Annotated in this window: 27 protein-coding genes; 15 read left to right on the plus strand and 12 right to left on the minus strand. The window is 62.4% G+C overall.

Annotated features, from left to right (window positions below):
- Window positions 1-13: 13 nt before the first annotated feature.
- The 3 genes from K3174_RS06815 (at window position 14) to K3174_RS06825 (ending at window position 2,468) form a co-directional block, all read left to right on the plus strand.
- Complete coding sequence (locus K3174_RS06815) at window positions 14-457, plus strand: CopD family protein (RefSeq protein ID WP_221557176.1); 444 nt, start codon at window positions 14-16, stop codon at window positions 455-457.
- 207 nt (window positions 458-664) lie between these two features.
- Window positions 665-1,930 carry a transcription termination factor Rho gene (rho, locus tag K3174_RS06820; protein ID WP_221557178.1) on the plus strand — a complete coding sequence of 422 codons (1,266 nt, stop codon included), beginning with the start codon at window positions 665-667 and terminating at the stop codon, window positions 1,928-1,930.
- A gap of 13 nt (window positions 1,931-1,943) precedes the next feature.
- Window positions 1,944-2,468, plus strand: a complete 525-nt coding sequence (locus K3174_RS06825) for an AAA family ATPase (RefSeq protein ID WP_221557179.1) — start codon at window positions 1,944-1,946, stop codon at window positions 2,466-2,468.
- On the opposite strand, the gene K3174_RS06830 is transcribed toward K3174_RS06825, so the two are convergent.
- The 3 genes from K3174_RS06830 to K3174_RS06840 are packed head-to-tail and all read right to left on the minus strand — an operon-like array spanning window position 2,463 to window position 5,175.
- Window positions 2,463-2,864, minus strand: a complete 402-nt coding sequence (locus tag K3174_RS06830; protein WP_221557181.1) for a nuclear transport factor 2 family protein — start codon at window positions 2,862-2,864, stop codon at window positions 2,463-2,465. The genes K3174_RS06825 and K3174_RS06830 overlap by 6 nt on opposite strands.
- Complete coding sequence (locus tag K3174_RS06835; protein WP_221557183.1) at window positions 2,861-4,477, minus strand: FMN-binding glutamate synthase family protein; 1,617 nt, start codon at window positions 4,475-4,477, stop codon at window positions 2,861-2,863. Before K3174_RS06835 ends, K3174_RS06830 begins: the two co-directional genes overlap by 4 nt.
- On the minus strand, window positions 4,477-5,175 hold the full coding sequence (locus K3174_RS06840; RefSeq protein ID WP_221557184.1) for a dienelactone hydrolase family protein: 699 nt from the start codon (window positions 5,173-5,175) through the stop codon (window positions 4,477-4,479). The genes K3174_RS06835 and K3174_RS06840 overlap by 1 nt, the downstream gene beginning before the upstream one ends.
- 96 nt (window positions 5,176-5,271) lie before the next feature.
- On the opposite strand from K3174_RS06840, the gene K3174_RS06845 reads away from it, so the two are divergent.
- The 10 genes from K3174_RS06845 (at window position 5,272) to K3174_RS17090 (ending at window position 15,507) form a co-directional block, all read left to right on the plus strand.
- Window positions 5,272-5,535: a DUF6489 family protein gene (locus K3174_RS06845; protein WP_221557186.1), complete on the plus strand. Its 264-nt coding sequence runs from the start codon at window positions 5,272-5,274 to the stop codon at window positions 5,533-5,535.
- A gap of 14 nt (window positions 5,536-5,549) precedes the next feature.
- Window positions 5,550-6,818, plus strand: a complete 1,269-nt coding sequence (mnmE, locus tag K3174_RS06850) for a tRNA uridine-5-carboxymethylaminomethyl(34) synthesis GTPase MnmE (protein ID WP_221557188.1) — start codon at window positions 5,550-5,552, stop codon at window positions 6,816-6,818.
- Between the two features lie 59 nt (window positions 6,819-6,877).
- Window positions 6,878-8,731 carry a tRNA uridine-5-carboxymethylaminomethyl(34) synthesis enzyme MnmG gene (gene mnmG, locus K3174_RS06855; RefSeq protein ID WP_221557190.1) on the plus strand — a complete coding sequence of 618 codons (1,854 nt, stop codon included), beginning with the start codon at window positions 6,878-6,880 and terminating at the stop codon, window positions 8,729-8,731.
- Window positions 8,728-9,354 carry a 16S rRNA (guanine(527)-N(7))-methyltransferase RsmG gene (rsmG, locus tag K3174_RS06860; RefSeq protein ID WP_221557192.1) on the plus strand — a complete coding sequence of 209 codons (627 nt, stop codon included), beginning with the start codon at window positions 8,728-8,730 and terminating at the stop codon, window positions 9,352-9,354. Before mnmG ends, rsmG begins: the two co-directional genes overlap by 4 nt.
- Entirely contained in the window at window positions 9,351-10,142 is a 792-nt protein-coding gene (locus K3174_RS06865) for a ParA family protein (protein WP_221557194.1), read from the plus strand. Before rsmG ends, K3174_RS06865 begins: the two co-directional genes overlap by 4 nt.
- Window positions 10,139-11,107 carry a ParB/RepB/Spo0J family partition protein gene (locus K3174_RS06870; RefSeq protein ID WP_221557197.1) on the plus strand — a complete coding sequence of 323 codons (969 nt, stop codon included), beginning with the start codon at window positions 10,139-10,141 and terminating at the stop codon, window positions 11,105-11,107. Before K3174_RS06865 ends, K3174_RS06870 begins: the two co-directional genes overlap by 4 nt.
- Before the next feature lie 75 nt (window positions 11,108-11,182).
- Window positions 11,183-11,683 (plus strand): Csu type fimbrial protein, encoded by a 501-nt coding sequence (locus K3174_RS06875; protein WP_221557207.1) that lies wholly within the window; start codon window positions 11,183-11,185, stop codon window positions 11,681-11,683.
- A 171-nt stretch (window positions 11,684-11,854) separates the two neighbouring features.
- The gene (locus K3174_RS06880) at window positions 11,855-12,337 is read left to right on the plus strand and encodes a Csu type fimbrial protein (RefSeq protein ID WP_221557209.1); all 483 of its coding nucleotides are present in this window, start codon (window positions 11,855-11,857) and stop codon (window positions 12,335-12,337) included.
- 49 nt (window positions 12,338-12,386) lie between these two features.
- On the plus strand, window positions 12,387-13,124 hold the full coding sequence (locus K3174_RS06885; protein ID WP_221557211.1) for a fimbrial biogenesis chaperone: 738 nt from the start codon (window positions 12,387-12,389) through the stop codon (window positions 13,122-13,124).
- A 28-nt stretch (window positions 13,125-13,152) separates the two neighbouring features.
- Entirely contained in the window at window positions 13,153-15,507 is a 2,355-nt protein-coding gene (locus K3174_RS17090) for a fimbria/pilus outer membrane usher protein (protein ID WP_221557213.1), read from the plus strand.
- Here K3174_RS17090 and K3174_RS06895 read toward each other — a convergent pair.
- A complete protein-coding gene (locus tag K3174_RS06895) occupies window positions 15,504-16,391 on the minus strand; it encodes a glycine zipper 2TM domain-containing protein (RefSeq protein WP_221557230.1) in 888 nt (295 codons plus the stop codon). The genes K3174_RS17090 and K3174_RS06895 overlap by 4 nt on opposite strands.
- A 117-nt stretch (window positions 16,392-16,508) precedes the next feature.
- On the minus strand, window positions 16,509-16,991 hold the full coding sequence (locus tag K3174_RS06900; protein WP_221557232.1) for a GAF domain-containing protein: 483 nt from the start codon (window positions 16,989-16,991) through the stop codon (window positions 16,509-16,511).
- A 78-nt stretch (window positions 16,992-17,069) separates the two neighbouring features.
- On the opposite strand from K3174_RS06900, the gene K3174_RS06905 reads away from it, so the two are divergent.
- Window positions 17,070-18,524, plus strand: a complete 1,455-nt coding sequence (locus K3174_RS06905; RefSeq protein ID WP_221557234.1) for a PQQ-dependent sugar dehydrogenase — start codon at window positions 17,070-17,072, stop codon at window positions 18,522-18,524.
- Here K3174_RS06905 and K3174_RS06910 read toward each other — a convergent pair whose 3' ends face one another.
- Window positions 18,525-20,264 carry an acyl-CoA dehydrogenase family protein gene (locus tag K3174_RS06910; RefSeq protein ID WP_221557236.1) on the minus strand — a complete coding sequence of 580 codons (1,740 nt, stop codon included), beginning with the start codon at window positions 20,262-20,264 and terminating at the stop codon, window positions 18,525-18,527.
- A 47-nt stretch (window positions 20,265-20,311) separates the two neighbouring features.
- On the opposite strand from K3174_RS06910, the gene K3174_RS06915 reads away from it, so the two are divergent.
- Entirely contained in the window at window positions 20,312-21,241 is a 930-nt protein-coding gene (locus tag K3174_RS06915) for an L-threonylcarbamoyladenylate synthase (protein WP_221557238.1), read from the plus strand.
- Here K3174_RS06915 and K3174_RS06920 read toward each other — a convergent pair.
- The 6 genes from K3174_RS06920 to K3174_RS06945 form a co-directional block, all read right to left on the minus strand.
- Window positions 21,238-21,570, minus strand: a complete 333-nt coding sequence (locus tag K3174_RS06920) for a hypothetical protein (protein ID WP_221557240.1) — start codon at window positions 21,568-21,570, stop codon at window positions 21,238-21,240. The genes K3174_RS06915 and K3174_RS06920 overlap by 4 nt on opposite strands.
- Before the next feature lie 55 nt (window positions 21,571-21,625).
- Window positions 21,626-22,471: a head GIN domain-containing protein gene (locus K3174_RS06925; protein ID WP_247711964.1), complete on the minus strand. Its 846-nt coding sequence runs from the start codon at window positions 22,469-22,471 to the stop codon at window positions 21,626-21,628.
- Window positions 22,472-22,596: 125 nt separating this feature from the next.
- On the minus strand, window positions 22,597-23,334 hold the full coding sequence (locus K3174_RS06930; protein WP_221557242.1) for a head GIN domain-containing protein: 738 nt from the start codon (window positions 23,332-23,334) through the stop codon (window positions 22,597-22,599).
- Between the two features lie 170 nt (window positions 23,335-23,504).
- Window positions 23,505-24,038: a CarD family transcriptional regulator gene (locus K3174_RS06935; protein WP_050601467.1), complete on the minus strand. Its 534-nt coding sequence runs from the start codon at window positions 24,036-24,038 to the stop codon at window positions 23,505-23,507.
- 253 nt (window positions 24,039-24,291) lie between these two features.
- On the minus strand, window positions 24,292-24,630 hold the full coding sequence (gene fdxA, locus K3174_RS06940; RefSeq protein WP_221557244.1) for a ferredoxin FdxA: 339 nt from the start codon (window positions 24,628-24,630) through the stop codon (window positions 24,292-24,294).
- 50 nt (window positions 24,631-24,680) lie between these two features.
- Window positions 24,681-24,938, minus strand: coding sequence for an RNA-binding S4 domain-containing protein (locus K3174_RS06945; RefSeq protein ID WP_221557246.1), 258 nt, complete (start codon window positions 24,936-24,938; stop codon window positions 24,681-24,683).
- Window positions 24,939-24,946: the final 8 nt, after the last annotated feature.

The following is a 24,946-nucleotide window of genomic DNA, read 5'->3' on the forward strand; positions in this document are numbered from 1 at the left end:
ACATGATCGTGCAATGCAGGATGTGCTCGCAATGACCTATTACTGGCTCAAGGCCGGCCACATTATCTTCATGGTGTTCTGGATGGCCGGGCTGTTCATGCTGCCGCGCCAGATGATCTATTTGCACCCGGCAGCGCCCGATTCCGAGGAAGCGGCGCTGTGGGCGACCAGAATGGGCCTGTTGCGCAAGGTGATCCTTACGCCGAGCCTGATCGTCGTATGGGTCCTGGGCCTGATGCTGGCCATGTCGATCGGTGCGTGGGACCAGGGGTGGTTTCACGCCAAATTGTTGTTTGTCGTGCTTCTGACCGCGTTCCACGGCATCATGGTTGCCCGCGCCAGGAAGATGATCGCGGGCGAACGACCGATGACCGAGAAACAGTTGCGCATCTGGGGCGAGTTTCCCGGCATTGCCCTGGCGATCATCGTGGTACTGGTCGTCGTCAAACCGTTCTGACGTTCCGGGCCAGGGACGAGACGCCGCCGGCGCCTGAAACCGGACAGAAAACGACACGTCGCATTGTCAATTGACGCCTTCGCAGCGCAGTCGTAATTGCACGCCACCTACCGGCTACAGGCCTCCATTCCTGTGAGGCTGGGTCCGCTTTCTCCAAGCCCATACCGATCCGCCGGCCATCCGAACCCGAATACCGAGTAAAAACATATGCATCTCAAGGATTTGAAAGAAAAAACCCCAGCAGACCTGGTCGCGATGGCCGAAGAGCTGGGCGTCGAAGGCGCATCGACGATGCGCCGGCAGGACCTGATGTTCTGCATTCTTCGCGAGCTCGCCGAGGACGAGGAATACGAAGAAAAGATCATGGGCATCGGCACGATCGAAGTGCTGCAGGATGGCTTCGGCTTCCTGCGTTCGCCCGAAGCCAACTATCTTGCCGGGCCCGACGACATTTACGTCTCGCCGAACCAGGTCCGTAAATGGGGCCTGCGCACCGGCGATACCGTGGAAGGCGAAATACGCGCGCCGAAGGAAGGCGAGCGCTATTTTGCGCTGACCACGCTCTACAAGGTCAATTTCGACGAGCCCGAAGCGGTCCGTCACCGCACCAATTTCGACAACCTCACGCCGCTCTATCCCGAGCAGAAGCTCAATCTCGACACGCTCGATCCGACCGTGAAAGACAAGTCGGCCCGGGTGATCGATATCATCTCGCCGCAGGGCAAGGGCCAGCGTGCGCTGATCGTCGCACCGCCGCGTACGGGTAAAACCGTGCTGCTGCAGAACATCGCCAAGGCGATCACGGACAATCACCCCGAAGTCTTCCTGCTGGTACTGCTGGTCGACGAGCGGCCCGAGGAAGTTACCGACATGCAGCGCAGCGTGAAGGGCGAGGTTATCTCCTCGACCTTCGACGAGCCCGCAAACCGCCACGTGCAGGTCGCGGAAATGGTGATCGAGAAGGCCAAGCGGCTGGTCGAGCATAAGCACGACGTCGTGATCCTGCTCGATTCGATCACCCGCCTCGGCCGCGCCTACAACACCGTCGTGCCCAGCTCGGGCAAGGTGCTGACCGGCGGCGTCGATGCCAACGCGCTTCAGCGCCCGAAGCGCTTCTTCGGCGCGGCACGTAATATCGAGGAGGGCGGCTCATTGTCGATCATCGCCACCGCGCTGATCGATACCGGCAGCCGCATGGACGAAGTCATCTTCGAAGAATTTAAGGGCACCGGTAACAGCGAAATCGTGCTCGACCGCAAGGTCGCCGACAAGCGCATCTTCCCCGCGCTCGACGTCGGCAAGTCCGGCACCCGCAAGGAAGAGCTTCTGGTCGAAAAGGACAAGCTGTCCAAGATGTGGGTGCTCCGCCGCATCCTCATGCAGATGGGCACGGTCGATGCGATGGAATTCCTGCTCGACAAGATGAAGGATTCCAAGACCAACGAGGACTTCTTCGCGACGATGAACCAGTAGTAGTTCGGTCGTCATGCCCGCCGTCCGGAGATCTGCCATCACTGGCGCACCGGGCGCGGGAAAGTCGACTTTGCTGGCAGAACTTGCGGCACAGGCGGTGCCAGTGGTTCCGGAAGTGGCTCGCAGCATACTGCAATCGAGTGGCGGCATGGCGTTGCGCGTAAGCGATCCGCTGGGTTTCGCGGACCGCATGCTGGACGCCCAGCTGGCAGCCTGGGACTGTGACGGCAGAGGCGGCTCGACCGTGTTCGATCGCGGGTTTGCGGATATTGTCGGATTTCTGTGGGTCGAAGGCCTGGCGGTTTCCGACCGACTCGACCGGGTCTGTCGGAAGCTGGTTTTCGACGGCCCGGTCTTCAGGGCTCGCCCGTGGCGTGCGATCTATTCACCCGACGATGAGCGGATACAGGATTGGAACGAAGCCGTGGCCAGCGACGAGGCTGTGACCCGGGCGTGGAAGCACTTCGGATACGATCTGATCGACCTGCCCTTGATTTCGGCACGGGAGCGCGCAGCGTTCGTCTTGGAACGTTTATGACGCCTTCTGACGTTCGAGCTGCGCCGCCATCTGCTCCCACACCTTGTTTACGGCTTTGAGGGGACGCACCATCACCTTGAAGTCGACGATATTGCCGTTCTCGTCGAAACGGATGAGGTCGATGCCGTTGACATGAATGCCGTCCATTGTGGTCTGGAACTCGATCATGGCGTTCTCGCCGTCGACGAGCTCGCGGACATATTCGAAGCTGGCATTGCCAAGCGTTTGGCCCGCAGCGGAGAGATAGGCGACGACGATGGGTCGACCGACCTGCGGCGTGTGGACCACAGGCGAATGGAACACCGCATCTTCATGGATCATCGCGGCCAGCGCGTCGGGCGAATTGCCGCCCTCGATCACCTCATGCCATTTCTTCAGGCCCAGTTCCGCGCTCATCCCGCCTCCGCAAATGTATCCGCCCAAGCGGCGGCCCAGGCTTTGGCATAGGGCGTGCTATCGGGCGAGTCGAGCAGTTGGCCGGGCTCGAGGAAGTCGTAGAGCCGGCCGAGACTGTCCGATTGCGCGCCGTTGATCCGTTCGGACATGAGATGCGGGTTAATCTGCCAGGGATTATCGAGCCCCATCGCGACGACCAGCTCGCGGAAGGAATGCAGCGTATGGCGCTGGAACCGGGCGACGCGTTCGGCCTTCTGCATCGGGACGAGGCCGCGTTGGCGCGTCGAATCCTGCGTGGCTACGCCGGTGGGGCACGCATCGGTGTGGCATTTCATCGACTGGACGCAGCCCAGCGCGAACATGAAGGCGCGCGCGGCATTGGACCAGTCGGCGCCAAGGCCGAAGTTCATCGCCATCCCGGCACCCGAATGGACCATTCCCGCCGCGGCAAGCTTGACCTGGGGCTTCAAACCGCTGCCGACGAGCGCGTTGCGTACCAGGATCAACCCTTCGCGCAGGGGCATGCCGACGCGGTTCGAAAACTCGATCGGTGCCGCTCCCGTCCCGCCCTCGGCCCCGTCGACCACGATGTAATCCAGCCTGATGCCGGTTTCGCGCATGGCTTTCATCACCGCGAAGACCTCGTGCGGCTTGCCGACGCATAGTTTGATCCCGACGGGCTTGCCCCCAGAAAGATCGCGCAGCTTCGCGGCCCATTCGAGCATTCCGGTGGGGGTCGAGAAAGTCGCATGTGCGGGCGGGGAGATGCAGTCCGTCCCGATGGTTACGCCACGCGCTTCGGCAATTTCCGCGGTGACTTTGGTTCCGGGCAGGACGCCGCCGTGACCCGGTTTCGCGCCTTGGCTGAGTTTTATCTCGATCATCTTGATCTGGTCGTCCTGCGCGCTGTCGGCGAATCGCGCCGGGTCGAACGAGCCGTTGCCGTCGCGACAGCCGAAATATCCGCTGCCGATTTCCCACACGAGGTCGCCGCCATGCGAGCGGTGGTAGCGCGAGATGCCGCCTTCGCCCGTATCATGATAGAAGCCGCCCGCCGCAGCCCCTTTGTTGAGCGCCATGATCGCATTGGCTGATAGCGAACCGAAGCTCATGGCAGATATATTGAGTAGCGATGCGGAATAGGGCTTCGAGCATTGTTCGCTACCGACATCCACGCGCCATTCCGGGGGCGCCCGGTCGTTCGGGACCATCGAATGGGCCAGCCACTCATATTCGTCCGAATAGACATCCAGCTCGGTACCGAAAGGATGGCTGTCGAGTTGGCCCTTGGCGCGGGCATAGACGAGCGCCCGCTGTTGCTGGTTGAACGGTCGCCCCTCGAGGTCGCCCTCGACGAAATAGGCGCGCGCATAGGGCCGCAGATCTTCCATCAGCCAGCGCACATGGGCGAGCAGGGGATAGTTTCTCAGCAAGGTGTGCCGTCGCTGGAAGAAATCGTAGATCGCCAGCAGCAGCAGCGGGATGGTGAAGACCAGGCCCCATCGCAACCATTCGACCATGGCAAATAGTGCGGTCAGCAACGCCACGACCAGGGTGGGGCCGAACCGCATGAACAGCTCTGACGATTCGCGCATCTGCGCGCGGTTGCGCATCAGCCCAGGTGCTCGGCGAAGAATTCCGCCGTGCGCTTGTCGGCCAGTTGTGCAGCCTCCTCGCTGCGGCGCTTGCCGAATTCGGTCGCGAAGCCGTGATCGAGACCCTCGTAGTCGTAGAGAGTAACTTTGGGATGGTCGTCGAGGCCATCGTGCATCGCCTTTTGCGTATCCTTGTCGACGAAACCGTCTTCGGTCGGGATATGCAGCATCACGGGGTGGGCGATGGCGTGCTTCTCTCGCAGGAGGCCGTCGATCCCGACACCGTAATAGCCTACCGCGGCATCCGCATCGGTCCGCGCTGCGGTCATGAATGCCAGGCGGCCGCCGAGGCAGTATCCCACGGCCCCGACCTTCCCTACGCCTTCATTCTGCCGGATATAATGAATGGCCGCCTCGATATCGCGGATGCCCTGATCCTGATTGAATTTGCCCATCAGGTCGAGCGCGCGCTGGAACTCCGGTTCCACGTCCGGATCGAGCTCGACCCCCGGCTCGATCCGCCAGAAGAGGTCGGGCGCGACTGCGAGGTAGCCGTCTTCGGCCAGCTTGTCGCACTTGCGGCGGATGCCGGCATTCACGCCGAAAATTTCCTGGATCACGAGGATCGCAGCTTTCGGTTCGCTGGCGGGGCGGGCGACATAGGCCCCGAATTTGTCATTGCCGGACAGGGTCGAGATGGTGACAGTTTCGCTCATGGGCTTATGGCTTCCTCGTTTCGCTGGTGTCTTATGCTTGCATGACGCGTGATGTGAACCCAGATAGGTCTCGCACATCATAACGGAGGAAGCACGATGAAGGTCCATATCGAAATCGATTGCACGCCCGAAGAGGCGCGCAGCTTCATGGGCCTGCCCGATGTCGGCAAGGCCAACGCGGTCTATGTCGATATGATGTCGAAGGCGATGAAGGGCGTGAACAACACCGACCAGTTGCAGGAATATGCCAAGCAGCTCGCCCCGATGGGGCAGGCCGGGTTCAAGCTGTTCCAGAGCTTCATGGAAGGCGCCAGTGCTGCGCGCACCTCCTCGCAGAGCAAGACTTCCGACGACGACTGAGGCGCCGCGGCGCAATGGACGATACGATCTTCGCTTTGTCGAGCGGCGCGCCGCCGGCTGCCATCGGGGTTGTCCGGATAAGCGGACCGGGGGCAGCAGAGGCGCTGACGCAGTTGGCGGGCGATCTTCCGCCTTCGCGCTCGCCGCGATTGCGGACCTTGCGGGATCGGTGCGGCGAACAGCTGGACAGCGCGCTGGTGCTCTGGTTTCCGGGACCGGCCACTGCGACCGGCGAAGATCTGGCCGAGCTGCATTGCCACGGGGGCAGGGCGGTCATTGCAGGCGTGCTTGCAGCGCTCGGAGAGATTGCGGGTTTGCGCGAGGCGGAGCCGGGCGAATTCACCCGTCGTGCCTTCGCGAACGGGCGGATCGATCTGGCGGAAGCGGAAGGTCTTGCGGATTTGCTTTCAGCTGAAACCGAATTGCAGCGCAGAGGGGCGATGCGCTCTGCCGGCGGAGAGTTGTCGCGGCGGATCGAAACTTGGCGAGACCGCGTCCTGGGGCTGGCGGCATCGGTGGAAGCCGTGATCGATTTTGCCGACGAGGACGATGTGACGAGCCTCCCTTGTTCGTTCGCACAGGATGCGGATGCGCTGGCCAGCGAAATTCGCTCGATCGCCGAACGACCTGCCACCGAGAGACTCAGGGATGGCATACGGGTGGTGCTCGCAGGGCCGCCAAACGCAGGAAAATCATCTCTTTTCAATGCATTATTGCTAGACGAGGCAGCCATCGTCACCCCTCAGGCAGGGACCACCAGGGATGTGCTGGAGCGGCCCTTGGCAATCGGGGGAGTACCATTTGTCCTGGTCGATACCGCGGGAATGCGCGACACCGGTGCAGGAGAAATCGAGGAAATCGGCATAGCGCGCGCGCGCCGCGAAGTGGCAGCGGGTCAAATCGTGCTCTGGCTCGGCATGCCCGAAGATCGTCCGGATGGCGCTATACGGATTCATTCCAAGTCCGATCTCGGCGCTGCCTCCGACGATGCGTTGGAAGTTTCGGCTGTAACCGGTGCCGGGCTGGATAGACTGACAGATCTTTTGGTCGAAAGAGGTCGCGCCGCACTGCCTCCCGTAGACGGTCTCGCGTTCAATCGGCGTCAGCGTGACTGGGCGTTGGCTGCAGCCGACAGCCTTGATGCCGTTGGTGGCAAGGGCGACATGCTGGTCGTGGCGGAGGATCTCAGGAATGCGCGCCGGGCTCTGGACCGCCTGGTAGGGCGCGATTCGACCGAAGAAATGCTGGATGCCCTGTTTGGACGGTTCTGTATTGGCAAGTAGTGTTTCACGTGAAACATGCGCTTTGACGCCCGGCTGGGCCTCGGGTAAAGCGCCGCCAAATGCTCGAATTCGATATCCTTGTCGTCGGCGGCGGTCATGCCGGCGTCGAAGCTGCCTGCGCTGCCGCCCGCATGGGCGCGCGGACGGGCCTGGTCACGCTCGAGATCGACAAGATCGGAGCGATGAGCTGCAACCCGGCAATCGGCGGGTTGGGGAAGGGCCATCTCGTTCGCGAGGTCGACGCATTGGACGGAGTGATCGCCCGGGCTGCCGATGCCGCCGCGATTCACTACCGTATGCTCAACCGGTCGAAGGGCAGTGCCGTCTGGGGGCCGCGCGTGCAGGCGGACAGGAAACTGTTTCATCGCGCGGTCCAGAGCGTGGTGCGTGCACAACCATCGCTGGAACTCGTTGCAGGCGAAGCAGCAGCGCTCCGTTTCGAAGGTGGGCGAGTCGCCGGGCTGGAGCTGGCCTCCGGCGATCGGCTCGCCGCGCGCGCGGTCGTGCTGTGTACGGGGACCTTTCTCGGCGGCGTCCTGTTTCGCGGTGAGGAGCGGTTCGAGGGCGGTCGGATAGGCGAAGGCGCTGCGCATCGTTTGGCGGCTCAGTTGCGCGGGGCGGAGCTGCCCATGGGGCGGCTCAAGACAGGGACGCCTCCGCGGCTCGACGGGCGGACGATCGATTGGGCGGTTCTCGACGAGCAGTCGTCCGATGATGAAGCGTGGACGATGAGCGCGCTTTCGCAGGGGCGGGCCAACCCGCAGATATTCTGCGCGATCACCCGCACCAACGAACGCGCGCATGATATCATTCGCGCCAATCTGCATCGCTCTCCGCTGTTTTCCGGCGCAATCGGCGCCGCGGGGCCGCGCTACTGCCCCTCTATCGAAGACAAGATCCACCGGTTTGGGGATCGCGACGGACATCAGGTTTTTCTCGAACCGGAGGGCCTGGACACCGAACTGATCTATCCGAACGGGATTTCGACATCGCTTCCGGCTGACGTACAGTTGGCAATGCTAAGGGAAATGGACGGCCTGTCTCGCGTAGAGATGGCCGTTCCCGGCTATGCCGTCGAATACGATCATATCGATCCGCGCGCTCTCAGCTCCGCCCTAGGGCTTCATGCCATTCCCGGTCTCTATTGCGCCGGGCAGATCAATGGCACGACCGGATATGAGGAGGCCGCTGCACAGGGGCTTGTTGCGGGCATGCACGCAGCAGCCGACATTCTGGGTGTCGAAGCGGCCACGCTCGATCGGGCCAATTCCTATATTGCCGTGATGCTCGACGATCTGACCTTGCAGGGGATTACCGAGCCCTATCGGATGTTAACGTCCCGCGCCGAGTACCGTCTGCGGCTGCGGGCGAGCAATGCCGATACAAGATTGACCCCTCTTGGCATGGCTTGCGGAATCGTCGGGCATGAGCGCGCGACCTGGTTTGAGGCGCGGGAGAATCGGCGCGCGAGATACGCTGAATCCTTTGCGGCGCCCATCCATTCGAAGACACTGGCGGACGCGGGGTTTCACGTGAAACGGGATGCCGGACCGCGCGCAGCGGCGGAATGGATCGCGGCGGGGCATGCCGATCTTGCAGCGCTGGATCGGTGGATGGAGGGGGTCGATCCCTCGGATCCTTTGGCCGTGGAAATGGCCGAGGATGCTTTCTACGCCCCATATCTGGCTCGCCAGAATGCGGAACTGATCGATCTGCGCGCCAGCGAAGCCCAGATTCTGGCTGCAGACTTCCCCTTTGACGAAGTGCCCGGTCTGTCGACCGAGATGGTCGAGAGGCTGTCGCTTGCGAAACCGGAATCGCTGGCCGCGGCGGGGCGGATACGCGGCATCACTCCGGCGGCGCTGGCGGCTGTGCTTGTCCATTCGCGCAAGCTAAGCAAGGCGGCGGCATGATTTCTACGGAGAGCGACGCGCGCTCTTATGTGGCCGATCTCGCTGGAGACGCGGCGATTGCGCGACTGGACATTCTTATCGAAGAGCTTGCGCGGGAGAATGAGCTTCAGAATCTGGTGGCAAAGGCGACTCTCGGCACGGTGTGGCAACGGCACGTGGCCGATTCGGCTCAACTGCTCCAGTTCTGCGAACCGTCGAGCCCGTGGCTGGACTTGGGCAGCGGCGCTGGCTTTCCCGGTCTGGTGATCGCCGCGATGCGGCCGGAAATATCTGTAATACTTATAGAATCCAGGAAGCGTCGGGTTGACTGGCTGGAACGGGCAGTGGCCTCGATGGAGCTGACCAATTGTCAGGTCGAGGGGAGGCGGCTGGAAAGCGTCGAATCCGTGTCCGCCGGTGTCATTTCGGCGCGTGCCTTTGCGCCGCTGGATCGTTTGCTCGCATTATCCGCACGCTTCTCCACAAAGGATACGTGTTGGGTGTTGCCCAAGGGGCGGTCGGCAGCGCAAGAAGTGCGGGCATTACCGAAGAATCGCCGGAATATGTTTCACGTGGAACAATCCCGGACAGATCCGGAAGCTGGGATCGTCGTCGGCCGCGGACAATGGAGCGCTAAAGCATGATTACCATCGCGATCGCCAACCAGAAGGGTGGGGTGGGCAAGACCACCACCGCGATCAATATCGCTACCGCTATGGCCGCGACCGGCTGGAAAACCCTGCTTATCGATCTCGATCCGCAGGGAAATGCCTCCACCGGGCTCGGCATTCCGGGCGCCGCGCGCGAGAACACAAGCTACGATCTGCTGCTGGATCAGGCTACGCTGGCCGAATGCGCCCAGCCGACCGAAATTCCCGGCCTCGACATCATTCCCGCCACGCAGGATTTGTCAGGCGCCGAAGTCGAACTGGTTTCGGTCGACGATCGAACGGCGCGCCTCACGCATGCACTTGATCAACAAACTCGCGGTGGTTTCGCCGGATACGATGTCTGCTTCATCGATTGCCCGCCATCGCTGGGCCTGCTGACACTCAACGCGCTGTGCGCGTCTGATACGCTTCTGGTCCCTCTTCAGTGCGAATTTTTTGCGCTCGAGGGATTGAGCCAGCTTCTCCAGACGGTCGAACGGGTGCAACAGGGCTTCAATTCATCGCTCGGCATTGTCGGCGTCGTGCTGACGATGTTCGATCGTCGCAATCGTCTGACCGATCAGGTCGCCGATGACGTTCGCGATTGTCTCGGCAATCTCGTGTTCGAAAGCGTCATTCCGCGCAATGTGCGGCTGTCCGAAGCGCCCAGCCACGGTATGCCGGCACTCGTTTACGACCATAACTGTCCGGGTAGCCGCGCCTATATCGGCCTTGCCCGGGAACTCATCGGGCGCTTGCCCGAAAACAGGAAAGCAGCATGAGCCAGGCAGACGCGGGAGCCAGACCGATCGATCGCAAGAAGAAGCTGGGCAAAGGTTTGGGTGCGCTTCTCGGCGAAACCCGACGCGAGGAACCGCTGGTCCGCGAAGGCGATACGCCTCGCGACCAGACCTCTTCTCCGGGCTCTGCGAACGCCGCGCCGGTATCCGGGGGGCTCGCTTCCATTCCGGTTGCAGATATCGAACCACTTCCCGGGCAGCCGCGCACCCGCTTCGATGAAGACGCCCTCGACGCGCTCGCCTCGTCGATCGCCGCGCGGGGCGTAATCCAGCCGATTATTGTCTCACCACTCGGGGCGGGGCGCTATCGCCTGGTCGCGGGCGAACGCCGGTGGCGTGCCGCACAGAAGGCGCGTTTGCACGATATTCCTGCGCTAGTTCGGGAACTTGAGCCGCGCGAGGTCATGGCGCTCGCGCTCATCGAAAACCTGCAACGCGAAGATTTGAACCCTGTCGAGGAGGCGCGGGCCTATCACAAGCTCGCCGAAGACGAGGGTATGACGCAGGCGGAGATCGCCAAGCTGGTCGACAAATCGAGAAGCCATGTAGCTAATTTCCAAAGGCTTTTGGCTCTTCCGGACACAGTGCTTGCGTTTCTCGCCGATGGTTCGCTGTCGATGGGGCATGCCCGCGCGCTTATCGGGCGCGAGGAGGCAACGGAGCTTGCAAAGAAAGCGGTATCCGAAGGATTGTCGGTACGCGAAATGGAAGCCCTGACGCGCAAGCCGCGCGAGGACCGATCCCGCAAGACCGAGAACCCCGAGAAGTTCGATGTAGACGACAATGCGGATATTGCGGCAGTGCAGGGGCACCTCGAAGAGTTCCTCGGCATGCCGGTGAAGATTACCACGGACGTGACGCCAAACACCGGTAGCGTCACCATACGGTACCGGACCCTCGACCAATTAGACCTTATCTGTCAGAGACTTACAGGCGGGGATGTCTAGCTTTCTCGGAGCCTGCTAGGCAGCGAAAGCGTTTATTTACCCTAACGCAGTACTACGGGTCCTTACGGATCCGAGATGTCTCAACTTTCCCGCCTTAGTTCGATACCGGTCGGTTTTGCACTGGTCTGCGCGGCATCGCCCGCCGAGGCGCAATCGCATCAGAATAGCGGTGATCTCGAGCTGTCGGTAGCCATCGTCGATGGGTGCACGCTTTCGACCACGGATGTTGCATTCGGCCTGATCGTCGGTGTGGCCGGGGAGATACGGGCGTCGGGAACTGTCGATGTGCAATGCACGGCCAATCTCGATTTCGCCATATCGATGGACCGGGGACTGCACAGTCAGGGGATCAATCGCCGGATGCGCAACTCCGTGAATGGCGGCTACATGCGCTACAGTCTCTATTCGGACCCAGGCTACTCGCGCCGCTGGACCGATCAGCGGTCCGGACGGGTTCAAGGAAACTCGGGTTCGACCGGGTCGGTCACCTATACGGTGTATGGCGAGCTCACCTTCAACGGTGCCGCGGTCCCCGGTCGATATGATGACAACGTCACTGTAACTATCGATTTCTGAGCTGCTGCACGAGATCGCCATTAACTGCAGGAGAAAGCAGTTCTGGCTGAAAATTCCGGCCTTTTCAGCTCCCTGCACCCGCTTCGAAACACTGGCGCTTAACCGAATCTATACGCGAGCTACGTATTTACCGAATCACCCGCTTGGAACTGGGTTTAGGAGATCAATCACATGCGTAAGATTATTCTGGTCGCCGCTGGTGCCGGTATGGTCGTTGCGACGCCCGCCGTTGCAGCCACCAACTCGTCCACTCTGACCGTCACCGCCGAGGTCATCGAATCGTGCGAAGTCAGCGATGCCACCTTGGCCTGGACTGGCCTGGGCGTGCTCAACGGTGCCGATCACGACACCAGCACCTCGATGTCGCTCACCTGCACCGACGGTTCGGACTACAATGTCACCATGGGAGCAGGTGGCAACGCTGTTGCCGGACAGCGCTACATGGCCGGTTCGGGCACCGACACCATTCCGTATAACCTCTATCTCGGCGTTCCGGCCTCGGGTACGATCCTCGCGGTCAACAACGCGGTTGCCGCCGGCACCGGCAACGGTTCCGCGCAGACGCTCACCATTGGCGGCCGTATTCCGGCATCCGCAGCCAATGTCGCTGCCGACACCTATTCGGACTCGGTTGCTGTCACGATCACCTTCTGATCCTCGTCCGGCGGGCTTCGGCCCGCCGGCCACAAATCGGGTTGCCACAATGTACGCACGCTTCGCATCCGTATTTGCCGCGCTGTCGCTCGCCCTTCTGGCTTCTTCGACGCATGCGCAGGACGAATCTACCATAGGTTCGAAAGCTCCTTCCGCGCGGGTCACCGTGGCCCCGCTGAGACTCGAGCTGGATGGCGAGCAACTGCACGAGACACTTCGGGTCATCAATCCCTCGGATCGCCCGATCGGTATTCAGGTGAGGGCCTTCGGCTGGACGCAGACGGATGGGGAAGACGTCTATGCGCCCACAACCGATGTACTGGTTTCTCCCGCGATCGTGGTGATCGAACCGGGTAAGACACAGTTCTTCCGCGTCCAGCGCCGCGCGCTGCCACCTGCAGGAGAGCGCCGCTACCGCGTCGCGATCGACCAGCTACCCGATCCCGAACTCGCACAGAGCGGCACGGCCATGACGCGCATCCGTTTCACCATTCCCTTGTTCGTAGACCGCGCCACAGCTGCTCCCGCTCAGCTCGACTGGTCGGTGAAGGGAGATACTCTGCGCGTCGCAAACCTCGGTCAACAATCCGCGCGTATGGTTAGTTTGGCTCTAAGCAACGGGGTTAACGCTCCGGTCGAAATCCAGGGCGCCTCGCTCCACTATGTCCATGGCGGCTCCTGGCACGAGTGGAAGCTTCCCGGTGGGTGCCCGACGGGCCAGCTGACACTTCAGGCTCGCATCGAGGGCGACACGCATCGTGTCCAGGTTCCGGCTACCTGCAGCTAACCTATTTGTCGCGGCGTCGATCGTTGCTGTGGGGGCCATAACGGTACCCGCGCAATCCCTCGCACAATCGGACGATCCGTTCGCGATCGAGCGCGACCTGACATTCAAGAAAGCTGTCGAGGCCGAAAAGGAAGGTCCGGGGCTCAGCGTCATACTCGTGGACGGCATCGAGCAAAAGCGCATGGTAGACCTGAAATGGGTCGACGGCGAGCTCGCCATCCTGGGCGAGTCGGCGGAAACCGCCGGCCTGCCCGTAGAGCGGGGGGCGAAAGGTTACATCAAGCTAAGTCAGCTCGATATCGCCCGCTTCGACTTCGACCGGGTTACCCAGCAGCTGACCGTCAAGAACTACCGGAAGGGCGATGGCCCTAACGATGTGAATGTTGCGCGGCGCAACTATGAGCCCGGTTTGCAGGCGCCGCTGCTTGCAGGGATAGTCGATTACAGCCTGAATGCGTCCCATTCAGGCGGCAATACCCAGCTTGGCGCTTATGTCGCGCCGCGCGTCACTTACGGCAACTTCAACCTCGGCAGTGCCTTCACGTTTCGGACCAATGCGGGACCCGAACGGTCCGAGTTCGTCCGTCTGGATACCACCGCAACGCTGGCCATCCCCAACAAGACGCTGGTGGTGCGCGCCGGCGACGTGATCACTTTGGGAAGCGAAGTTCAGCGTCCGCTGCGCCTCGGCGGTATCCAGATCGGTTCGGATTTCGCTCTTCGTCCGGATATCATCACCAACCCACTGCCCCAATTCGAAGGGCAGGTGTCGGTGCCGACCTCGATCGACCTTATCGTCAACGACAGGCGCTTTCAGTCGTCCGATATCGAAGCCGGTGAGTTCCGTGTGCACAACATACCCATGGCCGCCGGTCGCGGGGAGGTTTCGGTAGTTCTGCGTGACGAACTGGGCCGCGAAACGGTCCGGACGGCGCAAATCTACATCGCGCCCGAAATGCTGGACCGGGGAATCACCGAATGGGGAGCGACTATGGGCTGGGTCCGACGAAGATACGGGACCATAAGCAACGACTACCGCGATCTGGTAGGAATGTTTTTCATACGGAGAGGACTGACCAGGTCACTCTCCGTAGGCGTTTCTGGCGAAGGTGGAAACGGGCTGTGGAATGTGGGCGGCCAGGCTCAGACCACACTTGCCAACATCGCGATGGTCTATGGCGAAATGCGGTATAGTCATACCGCTGACAAAAACGGAACCCTGTTCAAGCTGGGGGCGGAGTCCGTCGGTCGTGGAATATCCGGAAGAATCGAGGCCATAGTTCCCTCGACCGGATACCGCGACATTGCGTCCCAGTCGGGCGATGGTCGGGTTCCACGACAACTCGTCGGTTCGATCGACTTCGACCTCGCGCAGACCACGCGCTTCCAGCTTTCGGCCACCCGCCTTTCGCGACCGGCGGAACCCCTGCTCGAGCGTCAGGCCGATACGACCACCGTACTGCGTGCTGCAGCTCGGCACGAACTGAACGATCGCATGACGCTTACCGGCGATCTCAGTTATCGCGAGAGTGCCGGGCAAAGCGAATTCGTGGCCGGGCTCAATCTCAATATCCGGTTCGGGCCGCGTACCAGCGCCAGCGCATCGATGCGCCATACCAGCACCGAAAAGGCCACCGGTCAGCTCAGCTTCTTCCGGCCGGATACCGAGATCGGCGAATTCGGCTATGCGGCCCATGCCAAGCTCGGCGGCAGGACGCGCTTCGCGGGAACGGCAGCATATCGCGCGCCTTTCGCCCGCTTTGCCGCCGATGCCGAATACGCGGCAGGAACTGCCGCCGCGCGGCTGCGTGCCGAAGGCTCGCTGGTAATCGCAGACGGCCGGGTCTTCGCGCGCGACCGCGCATCGGAAGCCTATGCGCTGGTCCGTACGGGCAATGTCGGCGGCGTGACGGTGACGCACGAGCACCGCGAGGTGGGCCAATCCGATGAGGGCGGACGACTGCTCGTCACGCGGATCACGCCGCTGGTGCCGATGCAATTCGACGTTGCCCCCGACAAACTGCCCGCCACGGCGGTCGCCCGGTCGACCTTCCGCCGGATGCAGGCCTCGCGCGGCGGGGTGGTACTGGTCGATATGGACATCGAGGCCTACCGCTCGGTCCTGCTGCGCGTGGTCGACGAACAGGGCGAACCGCTGCCGGTGGGCAGCACCATCGTCTCCATGCCGTCGGGCCGGGAGTACATGGTCGCATTCGACGGGCTAGTCGACTTCAACGGTCTGTCGGAAGACGAATGGATTGCACTCGATCCGGGGATGGGGGGCGACTGCCGTACCGTCCTGCCGGAATTCGACCTCGATAGCTTCGCAATGCCCGATCTGGTGGCGCGCTGCACATCCCGGACAATGGCGCTCAAAGACTAATCGACCGGCGTGCCGTCTCGATAGACAGCGCGTTGCGGTACCTCGACGGTTACCGGAACCAGCATATACGCTCCCGGCTGCGAATACTGGACCGCACCCGCGCTTGCGGTCGCATTCTGCATATAGCTGTCGAGATAGGCCTGGCACTGCGCATAGCTATCACTCCGAGGCTGGCTGCGATCGTCGATGGCATCGCCTGCCGCCATACCTGCGGCGGCCCCTGCGCCTGCTCCGATGAGCGTGCCTGCAGTGCGGTTGCCCCGACCGGCGATCCGGTTCCCGAGCACCCCGCCAGCAACCCCGCCGATCAGTGCTCCGATAATTTTCCCACGATCGCTTTCGCTCTCATAGGTTTCGAGGCGCGAGCGACATTCGTTCAGCCACACATCGCGATCGAAAGCGACCACCTGCGCTCCCGCCGGGAGATAGGCAGGCGAACCCACATAGCCCGACTGGTAGACATACTGCGTGGGAGCGGCCTGCTGCTGCACATCGCGATAGATGATCCGCGACGCGCCTGCCGCAGGTTCGGCCGTTGGTGTGCCAGACGCGGATGCACGGGCCGGGATGGTTCGAACTGCCGGCCCCGGCCCCGCAGGCGACGCCCCGTCGGCATAATATGCGGGGTCCGAAGGATCGATCGGCTGGATCGTCGGATTGGCAACGAAAACCGGCGCTGCGGGATCTTGCGGAGCCTGCACCGTTGCAGTGGCATCGGGTTGCGCCGCAACGGTCTCGGTCACTACATCGTCGTCCAGCTCGGGCTCCGGCTGCGCGTATTCGTATTGTCCCGCATCGTAGGGTATCGTCTCTTGCGCGTGGGCAGCGCCGGGCGCCACTGCCAGGCTCGAGACGGTCACGGCAAGGGCTATACGATCGATCATGGCGCGTGCTCCTTCGGGCGACTCGGCGTAGGCCGACAATCGCTCGCCTCTCGGTAGCACCGGCGGATTTGCACGCAAAAGTTGGGCGCGCGGTGTGCCGGAATGGGGCAGCGCCGATCAGATGCGTTCCGACAGCATCGCCGCAATTGTCTCTATGCCCGCCGCGTCGTCGCCGTCGAACCGCGCCTTGCGCGGGCTGTCGAGATCGATCACGGCGACAACCTCCCCGTCGCGCTTCACCGGGACGACCAGTTCCGAATTGGTCACGGCATCGCAGGCGATATGCCCCGGAAAGGCGTGAACGTCCTCGACGAGCTGCGTTGCGCCACTGGCAGCCGCCATGCCGCAGACGCCCTGGCTCATGGGAATGCGGATACAGGCCGGGCGACCCATAAACGGCCCGAGCACCAATTCGCCATCGATCACCCGGTAGAAACCGGACCAGTTCAGATCGGGCAGGAAATCCCACAGCAAGGCCGCGATATTGGCCATATTGGCAACTGCATCGGGCTCGCCCGCCGTCAGCGCATCGGCAGACTCGCGCAATTGGCGATAGGCTTCGGGCTTCGGTGTGCCGGGCGTTGGGCGGAAATCGAACATGCAGCGGCGATGTAGCGTGGAACTTGCGTCTCGCAAGCCCCATTGCCCCCCGCACCGCGCTCGCTTATCCCGACGCCCATGGGTATTCTCAAAAAGCTGGGCATCGCGCTCATCGTCATCGTACTGATCGCGTTGATCGCGGGGTATTTTTTCACGCGGGGCGATACGGCGGATGTTCCGTTCGACGAAGTCGTGGGCACCGATCCCACTCTGCAGGAACCCGACGCGGAAAGTATCCCTACCGTGGCAATTGCCGAACCTGTCGGCTGGGGCGACAACGAGGTCCCGGTCGCGGCAGAGGGCCTTGCCGTCAGCCGCTTCGCCGACGGGCTCGACCATCCGCGAACTCTGCAGGCGCTGCCCAATGGCGATATTCTCGTATCTCTGACCCGCGCACCGAAGCGCGAGGGTGGAGGCGGCATCACCGCCTGGATCGCCGATCTCTTGATGTCGCGCGCGGGGGCGACCGGGGACTCGCCCAACCAGGTCGTCCTGCTGCGCGATGCGGATGGCGACGGACAGGCCGAAACGCGCGAGGTTTTGCTGGACGGCCTCAACTCCCCGTCAGGCCTGGCCTGGGGCGACGATACGCTCTACGTCGCCAATAACGATGCAGTGCTCGCCTATCCGTATGAGCTGGGTGCCGCCAAGGTATCGGGCGCGCCGCGGAAGATTGCCGATCTGGCTGCGGGCGGCGGTCACTGGATGCGCAATCTCGCGCTGCATCCCGATGGCGACAGGCTCTACGCGGCGGTCGGCTCCGACACGAACATCGCCGACAAGGGGCTGGAGGCCGAAGAAGGTCGGGCGCTGATCTGGGAAATCGACCTCGAGACCGGACGCCAGAGGATGTTTGCCGGCGGGCTGCGCAATGCCAATGGTCTCGATTTCAGCCCGTGGTCGGGTGAGTTGTGGACCACGGTCAACGAACGCGACATGCTCGGTTCGGACCTCGTTCCGGATTATCTGACGAACGTTCCGATAGGCGCGCAGTATGGCTGGCCGTGGGTTTATTTCGGCGACAATTTCGATCGCCGGGTCAAGTATCCAATTCCGCAATTCATCAACTACGTCCGCACACCCGAATACGCGCTTGGCCCCCATGTCGCCGCCCTCGGTCTCGTTTTCAGCAGGGAAGGAGCGAGAATGGGCGAAAGGTTCGGTAGTGGTGCCTTCGTCGCGCAGCACGGATCGTGGAATCGGAAACCGCCGTCGGGTTACGACGTGGTCTACGTAGCTTTCGACGATCGCGGCAATCCGACCGGTAAGCCGGTGCCCGTACTGGCCGGCTTCCTCAAAGAGGACGGCACTACGCGCGGCCGCCCGACATGGGTCGAATGGGCAGGCGACGGTTCGCTGCTCGTGTCGGACGACACCGCCGGCATCATCTGGCGGGTTTTTGCGCCCGGCGCTGGGGCGCAAGCCGGGATCGACCGGATCACTGGCGAACGCTTGCCCGCCCAGCGCGAGTTGCGCGGGCAGGAAGCGAGTTTCGGTGAAGACGATTATGCGCGGCACGTGACCGCCGAGTAGCTAGCCGACGAGTTGCTCGGTGGAGATCGCATAAAGTGGCTCCGCGCCTGCGGTTGCCGCGGCTTTTTGCCCCGACGCTTCCGGCACGATACGGTCGATGAAGAAACGGACGCTGGCGGGCTTTGCCGCGGCCAAACCGGGCGATTCGCCGCTTTCGACGGCGCGCAACTGGCGAAGTAGCTGCCAGCCCGCGACCGCCACGGCAAGCATGGTGCAGAAGGGCACCGATCCCGCCAGGCGGTCGTCGAGGCTGGCTTCCTCGCGCATCCAGTTGGCCACCGCTTCGCAATCGGCGGCGAGGGCGGCAAGTCGGGGCTCGTCCTTTGCGTCGCGCGCGATGTCGGAGATCAGGCCAGTCAATGCTTCCCCGCCATCCAGTCCGAGCTTACGGGTGACGAGATCCGCGGCCTGAATTCCGTTGGTGCCTTCGTAGATCGGCGCAATGCGCGAATCGCGCCAGTGCTGCGCGGCGCCCGTCTCCTCGATGAAGCCCATGCCGCCATGCACCTGTACTCCAAGGCTGGCGACCTCGATCCCGATATCCGTACCCCAGGCCTTGATCAGCGGGGTGAGCACTTCGCCGCGCGCGCCGGCTGCCGTATCGCCGAGCGTACCGCGATCGACTTGACCGGCCGTGTAATAGAGCAGGGCTCGCGCACCTTCGGTCAGTGCCTTCATCCGCAGCAGCATGCGGCGCACATCGGGGTGCTCGACGATGGCAATGGGCGACTTGTCGGGCGAGCCGGCGCGGGCGGATTGGACGCGCTCCTGCGCATAACCCAGCGCCTGCTGTGTCGCTCTCTCGCCGATCTGAACGCCCTGATTGCCCACATTGATGCGCGCATTGTTCATCATGGTGAACATGGCCATCAAACCGCGATTCTCCGCGCCGACGAGTTCGCCGATGCATTCGCCGTTGTCGCCATAGCTCATCACGCAGGTCGGCGAGGCGTTGATGCCGAGCTTGTGCTCGATACTGACGCAACGCAGATCGTTGTGCGATCCAAGCGTACCGTCGTCCTTCACATGATACTTCGGCACGATGAAAAGCGATATCCCGCGGCTGCCCTCGGGCGCATCCGGCAGCCGGGCAAGGACGAGGTGGACGATGTTCTTCGCCAGCTCGTGTTCGCCCCATGTGATATAGATCTTCTGGCCCTTGATGCGATACTTCCCGGCATGCTCGCCATCCTCGATCGGCTGAGCGGTGGTGCGCAGCGCACCGACATCCGACCCGGCCTGCGGCTCGGTCAGGTTCATCGTCCCGGACCACTCACCGCTGACCAGGCGGGGCAGGTACTTCTCCTGCAATGCTTTCGATCCGTGATGCTCGAGCGATTCGATCGCACCGACGCTGAGCATGGGTAGCAGGTTGAAAGCCATGTTCGCCGTGCCGAGATTCTCGAGCACATTGCACGAAAGGGTGAAGGGCAGACCCTGCCCGCCGAACTCGACCGGGCCCGCAATCGCATTCCAGCCCTGCTCGACATAATGGGCGTAAGCTTCTGCGAATCCTTCGGGCAAGCGGACAACGCCGTTTTCCAGCTTGGCGCCTTCGAGATCGCCCGCGCGATTGAGCGGCGCCCATTCACCGGCCGCGAATTCGCCGATTCCGCTCACGATGGCTTCGACCATATCCGGTTCGGCGGCGGCGAATTTTTCGCTTTGCGCCAATTCCTCGATGCCGGCGTTGACGCGGATGGCGAGCAGCTGATCCTGGGTGGCGGGGGTGTAGGTCACATGTAATCCTCTTGGCTTTGTCCCGCACGCAGATATAGCGCACGGGCATGAGCGGCAAATACGCTACGGAAACTATACCGGCCGATCCGCAGGGAATCACCCGAGCAGCGCAGATTCTGCGCGATGGCGGGCTTGTCGCCGTACCGACGGAGACGGTCTATGGGCTCGCGGTGCGTGCCGACAGCGCCGAAGCGGTGGCGCGCATCTACCGGGCAAAGGGCAGGCCCAGCTTCAATCCGCTGATTGTCCATGTCGTGTCGCTCGAGCAGGCGCAAAGCTTGGCCGACTTCTGTCCGCAAGCGGAACGGCTGGCCGCCGAGCACTGGCCCGGCCCGCTTACCCTCGTCCTTCCGCGCAGCGACCGCGCCGGACTGGCCGAAGCCGTGACGGCAGGGCTCGATACACTTGCGCTGCGCATGCCTTCGCATCCCGTGATGCGTGCCGTGCTGGAGGAATGCGGCCTGCCTGTTGCTGCGCCTTCGGCCAATCGCAGCGGGTTCATCAGCCCCACTTCGCCCGCCCATGTGCTCGCATCTCTCGACGGGAAAGTCGATGCCGTGCTCGATGGCGGTTCGTCCCGGCAAGGATTGGAATCGACCATCGCCGCGGTGCGGGCGGACGGTACGGTCGAAGTGTTGCGCCCCGGACCTGTCGTTCTGGAGGCCTTGGCGGCGAGCGGAAAAGGCGTCGAAGCGCCCGGTCAACTTGCCAGCCATTACGCTCCGGGAAAGCCGGTCCGCCTCATGGCGTCGGAAGTTGCGCCAGACGAGTATCTGATCGGCTTCGGAGAGGTCGTTGGCGAATGCACTTTGTCAACTAAAGGCGATCTAACCGAGGCGGCGTCGCGCCTTTATGCATGCCTCCACGAAGGCGCGCGATCGAACAAACCTCGGATCGCGGTGGCGCCCATACCGGAGAAGGGCGTCGGCATTGCCATCAACGACAGGCTGCGCCGTGCCGCGACTCCGGCCGCCTAGTCGTTTCTCGGTTCGACCGGGATCGAGGGGATTATCTGCTGCATTTCGGCATAGGTGTCGCGCGCATCGTCGCAGGCGCGGCGGCTGCCGTCCCTGCAGTCGTCGAGCTGTTTTTGATAGTCGCGCTCGAGTTTTCCCAAACGCTCCTCCCGGCGCCGGATTTCCCGCCCGCGATTCTCGTCTGCTTCCGACTGGCTGGTAGTGGCGACGTCCACGCCTTTGCCGACAGCCTTCACGGGCAGCGTCGCGACATCGACAACGGTCTTGGCGAGGCATCCGGGCAAGGCAATGGCTGCCGGCAGGAGTACGAACAGGGCTAGGCGGCGCATGGCGAAATCCTTTCGCTGCGCTGCCTAGCTTAGAATCGGTGAGCCGTCGATGAACTCAGGCTTCTGGCGCGGCGGGGGCCTCAGGCGCCTCGGGTGCAGCGGGTGCGTTCGGAGCGTCGGGCTTCGCTGGAGCTTCCGGCGCTGTATTTGCCGATCTGACGTTACGACAGTTGAGCTCTCCCGATCCCATCGCATTGATGGTACAGTCCGCACGGCCGTTGACGGTAATCGTTCCCGAACCCATTATGCTGGCGTCGACCTTGCCGTCGGAAGAAAACTCGGCATCGCCCGATCCGGCAACGGAGATGTCCGCCTCGCCAACCGCGAGGCCCGACATGCTCGCCTTGCCAGACCCGGCAATCGTCATGTCGAGCTTGTCGACTGTACCGGCCGCTTCGAAATCGCCGGACCCGGCGATCGTCAGATCGAGCGATTCGGCGTCGAGGAGAGCTACTTTCGCCGTGCCCGATCCCGCGATCGTCACATCGGCTTTGCCGGCCATCGAAGCGGCTTCGATATCGCCCGACCCGGCCAGAACCATGGCAGTGAGGCTGGGCATGGTAACTCGCACGATCGCCGTGCCGCGGTCCTTCCAGTTGTCATTTTCGCGGCTGATACCGAGCGATCCCTCGTCCAGAGAAAAGCGCAGCGCATCAACCGCCGCATCATCGCCCGATACGGCAATATCGAGTGCGTCGCCCTTGGTAACGATTACTTTGTCGGGACCCGCCAGCACCAGCTCCGTCGGTGCTGCTCCGCTCAGATCGAGTTCGGCCAATGGAACGCCTTCGCTATCTCCGATCTGGATGTTCATGCCATCGCATCCGGCAACGAGCGCTGCCCCGGCGAGTGCGGCGATCGGGGCGAGCCCTTTGAGAATTCGGTGAATCATCGCGGTCATGTTCCTCTGCTGCGGCAGTCCGTATTGCTGATATAATACAGCAACCGAGATTCATCAAGGCAGAGAAACCGACGCGCGCTCAGGAAACGCTAAGGGCATCGGGCCCGATCGCTGCCTGTCGAGCCTTAGCGCGAGCAGGTCAGGCGACCCGACCCCATTCGGGATTGGGTGCAGTTGGTCGTGCCGCTGACTATAGCATCGCCGCTGCCGACAATGCTGGCGGAAACCGAATCTTCGGCGTTGAAACGAGCATCGCCCGATCCCGCGATAGTTACGGTAGCGCGGCCGGCACGCAGGCGTGTGCCGTCGAGATCGCCGCTGCCGGCAATGCTGATCCTGGTGTCGTCGGCCCGGCCGGCGACTCGCAAACTTCCCGAACCTGCAATTGTCGCCGACAGGCGGGGGGTCTCGACCCGGGCGACATCGAACATGCCGGATCCTGCAACCGTGGCGTCTATTTCCGATCCGCTCATTGCATCGACCGACAAGTTTCCCGATCCCGCCAATGTGCCGCCGTCGATGGAAGGCGCAACCACTTCGATCCGTGCATTGCCCCTCACCGGCTCGCGGCGCCAGCGACGCCCAATTATCAACTCGCCATCTTCCACAAGGTAGCGGAGATCGGCCAGCACGGCCGCGCTGCCGGACGCCCGGATCTGCCAGCGATCTCCGCGGGTAACGGTTACGCTGTCGCTCCCGGCTAAAGTCACTTGCTCGAAATCTCCGGTCGCCGACCAATTCTCCCCGATGGGCTGGCCATCATCCAGTTTGGAGCGCCACGCCTTTTCGGCGAGTACGGGCGTTGGCGGGATGGCGGTCACGACCGCCAGGCCGAGCGAGGCGGCGGCCAGGATGCGAAACATGGGCATTCTCCAAATTGCGGGTCGCATTGCTCCCATCATCCATCCTCAATGTCGAGTGCGCTCGTCGACAGATGTAGTGGGTCGGCGGAATTGCCGTTCGAATCGTACTCCAACGAAAAAGGGGGCGCCCTTCGGCACCCCCTTCTTTGCGCGTTGAACTGGCGAAGCGCTTATGCGTCTTCGGTGTTCTCGTAGTACTGTGGCGCGTGTTCGCGCAGCACGTCGAGGATTTTCTCCAGCGCCGTCGGCTCGTCGGTCTTCTCCATTGCGGCAAGCTCGCGAGCAAGGCGGCTCGAAGCGGCCTCGAAGATCTGGCGTTCGGAATAGCTCTGCTCAGGCTGATCGTCCGGGCGGAACAGGTCGCGAGTCACTTCGGCAATCAGCACGATTTCACCCGAATTGATCTTGGCTTCGTATTCTTGCGCGCGCCGACTCCACATTGTGCGCTTGACCTTGGGCTTGCCCTTGAGCGTTTCCATCGCTTCCTTGAGCGTCTTGTCGCTCGACAGCTTGCGCATCCCGATCGATTCGACCTTGTTGACCGGAACGCGCAGGGTCATACGTTCCTTCTCGAACCGGAGAACATAGAGGTCGAGCTGCATACCGGCGATCTCTTCGCTCTGGAGCTCGATGACACGGCCTACGCCGTGCTTTGGGTAAACAACGTAGTCGCCAACGTCGAAGGCATCAGCCTTGCTTGCCATGCAATACTTCCTTTCGTCGGGACACCCCACCGGGGGCAAGCAGCGTCATGAAAGGCTTGGCCGCAACTCTACAGTGAGTGCAGTCGATACCCGATTGTGACGTTGCTGGAAGCGGCGTGCCCTTTCAATTGTCTCACCTGCCCGGGAGCAAGCCGGCGCAGTTGTTGCATTATATAGCACAGCCGCAACAAAATTGCGAATCGCAATTCATTTGTCCGGATTTTTCGTGTCTGGCCGCGCGCGCCCCGCCGGATCAGTCGCCTTCGCCCGGTTCGTCCGAGAAGTATTTGTCGTACTTGTCTTCTTCGTCCTTATGCTCGTCGGCGTCGGCGGGCGGTTCCTTGGACTGAGTGATGTTCGGCCATTCGGCGCTGAATTTGGTGTTCAATTCCAGCCATTTCTCCAACCCGTCTTCGGTATCGGGCAGGATCGCTTCGGCGGGGCATTCGGGCTCGCACACGCCGCAGTCGATACATTCGCTGGGATTGATGACGAGCATATTCTCGCCTTCGTAGAAACAATCGACCGGACACACCTCTACACAGTCGGTGTACTTGCACTTGATGCAGGCGTCGGTGACGACATAAGTCATTGGTGGCGTAATCCCTGGAACTGTTTCCCTGACCGTGCTGCTAGGGCGGATTATCCGTTGGGGTCAAGCTCCCGATAGCAGGCTTCGGCTTCGCGAGGCGGGCCGCGCCGTTCGGGGAGCGCCAGGATTTCCACCAATTTTACCGATCTGCCGAGCGGCAGGGTAAGAATGTCCCCCTCGACAACGTTGCGCGAACAACGGGTGACCCGCTCTCCGTTGCGCCGAATATGCCCCTCCTCGACCAGCCTGTGTGCTGCGCCGCGGGTTCTCGCGAAGCGCAGGTAACACAGCAGCCGATCGATTCTCACTCGGGCCT

It is taken from the genome of Qipengyuania qiaonensis, from assembly GCF_019711515.1.
GTDB classification, from domain to species: Bacteria; Pseudomonadota; Alphaproteobacteria; order Sphingomonadales; family Sphingomonadaceae; genus Qipengyuania; species Qipengyuania qiaonensis.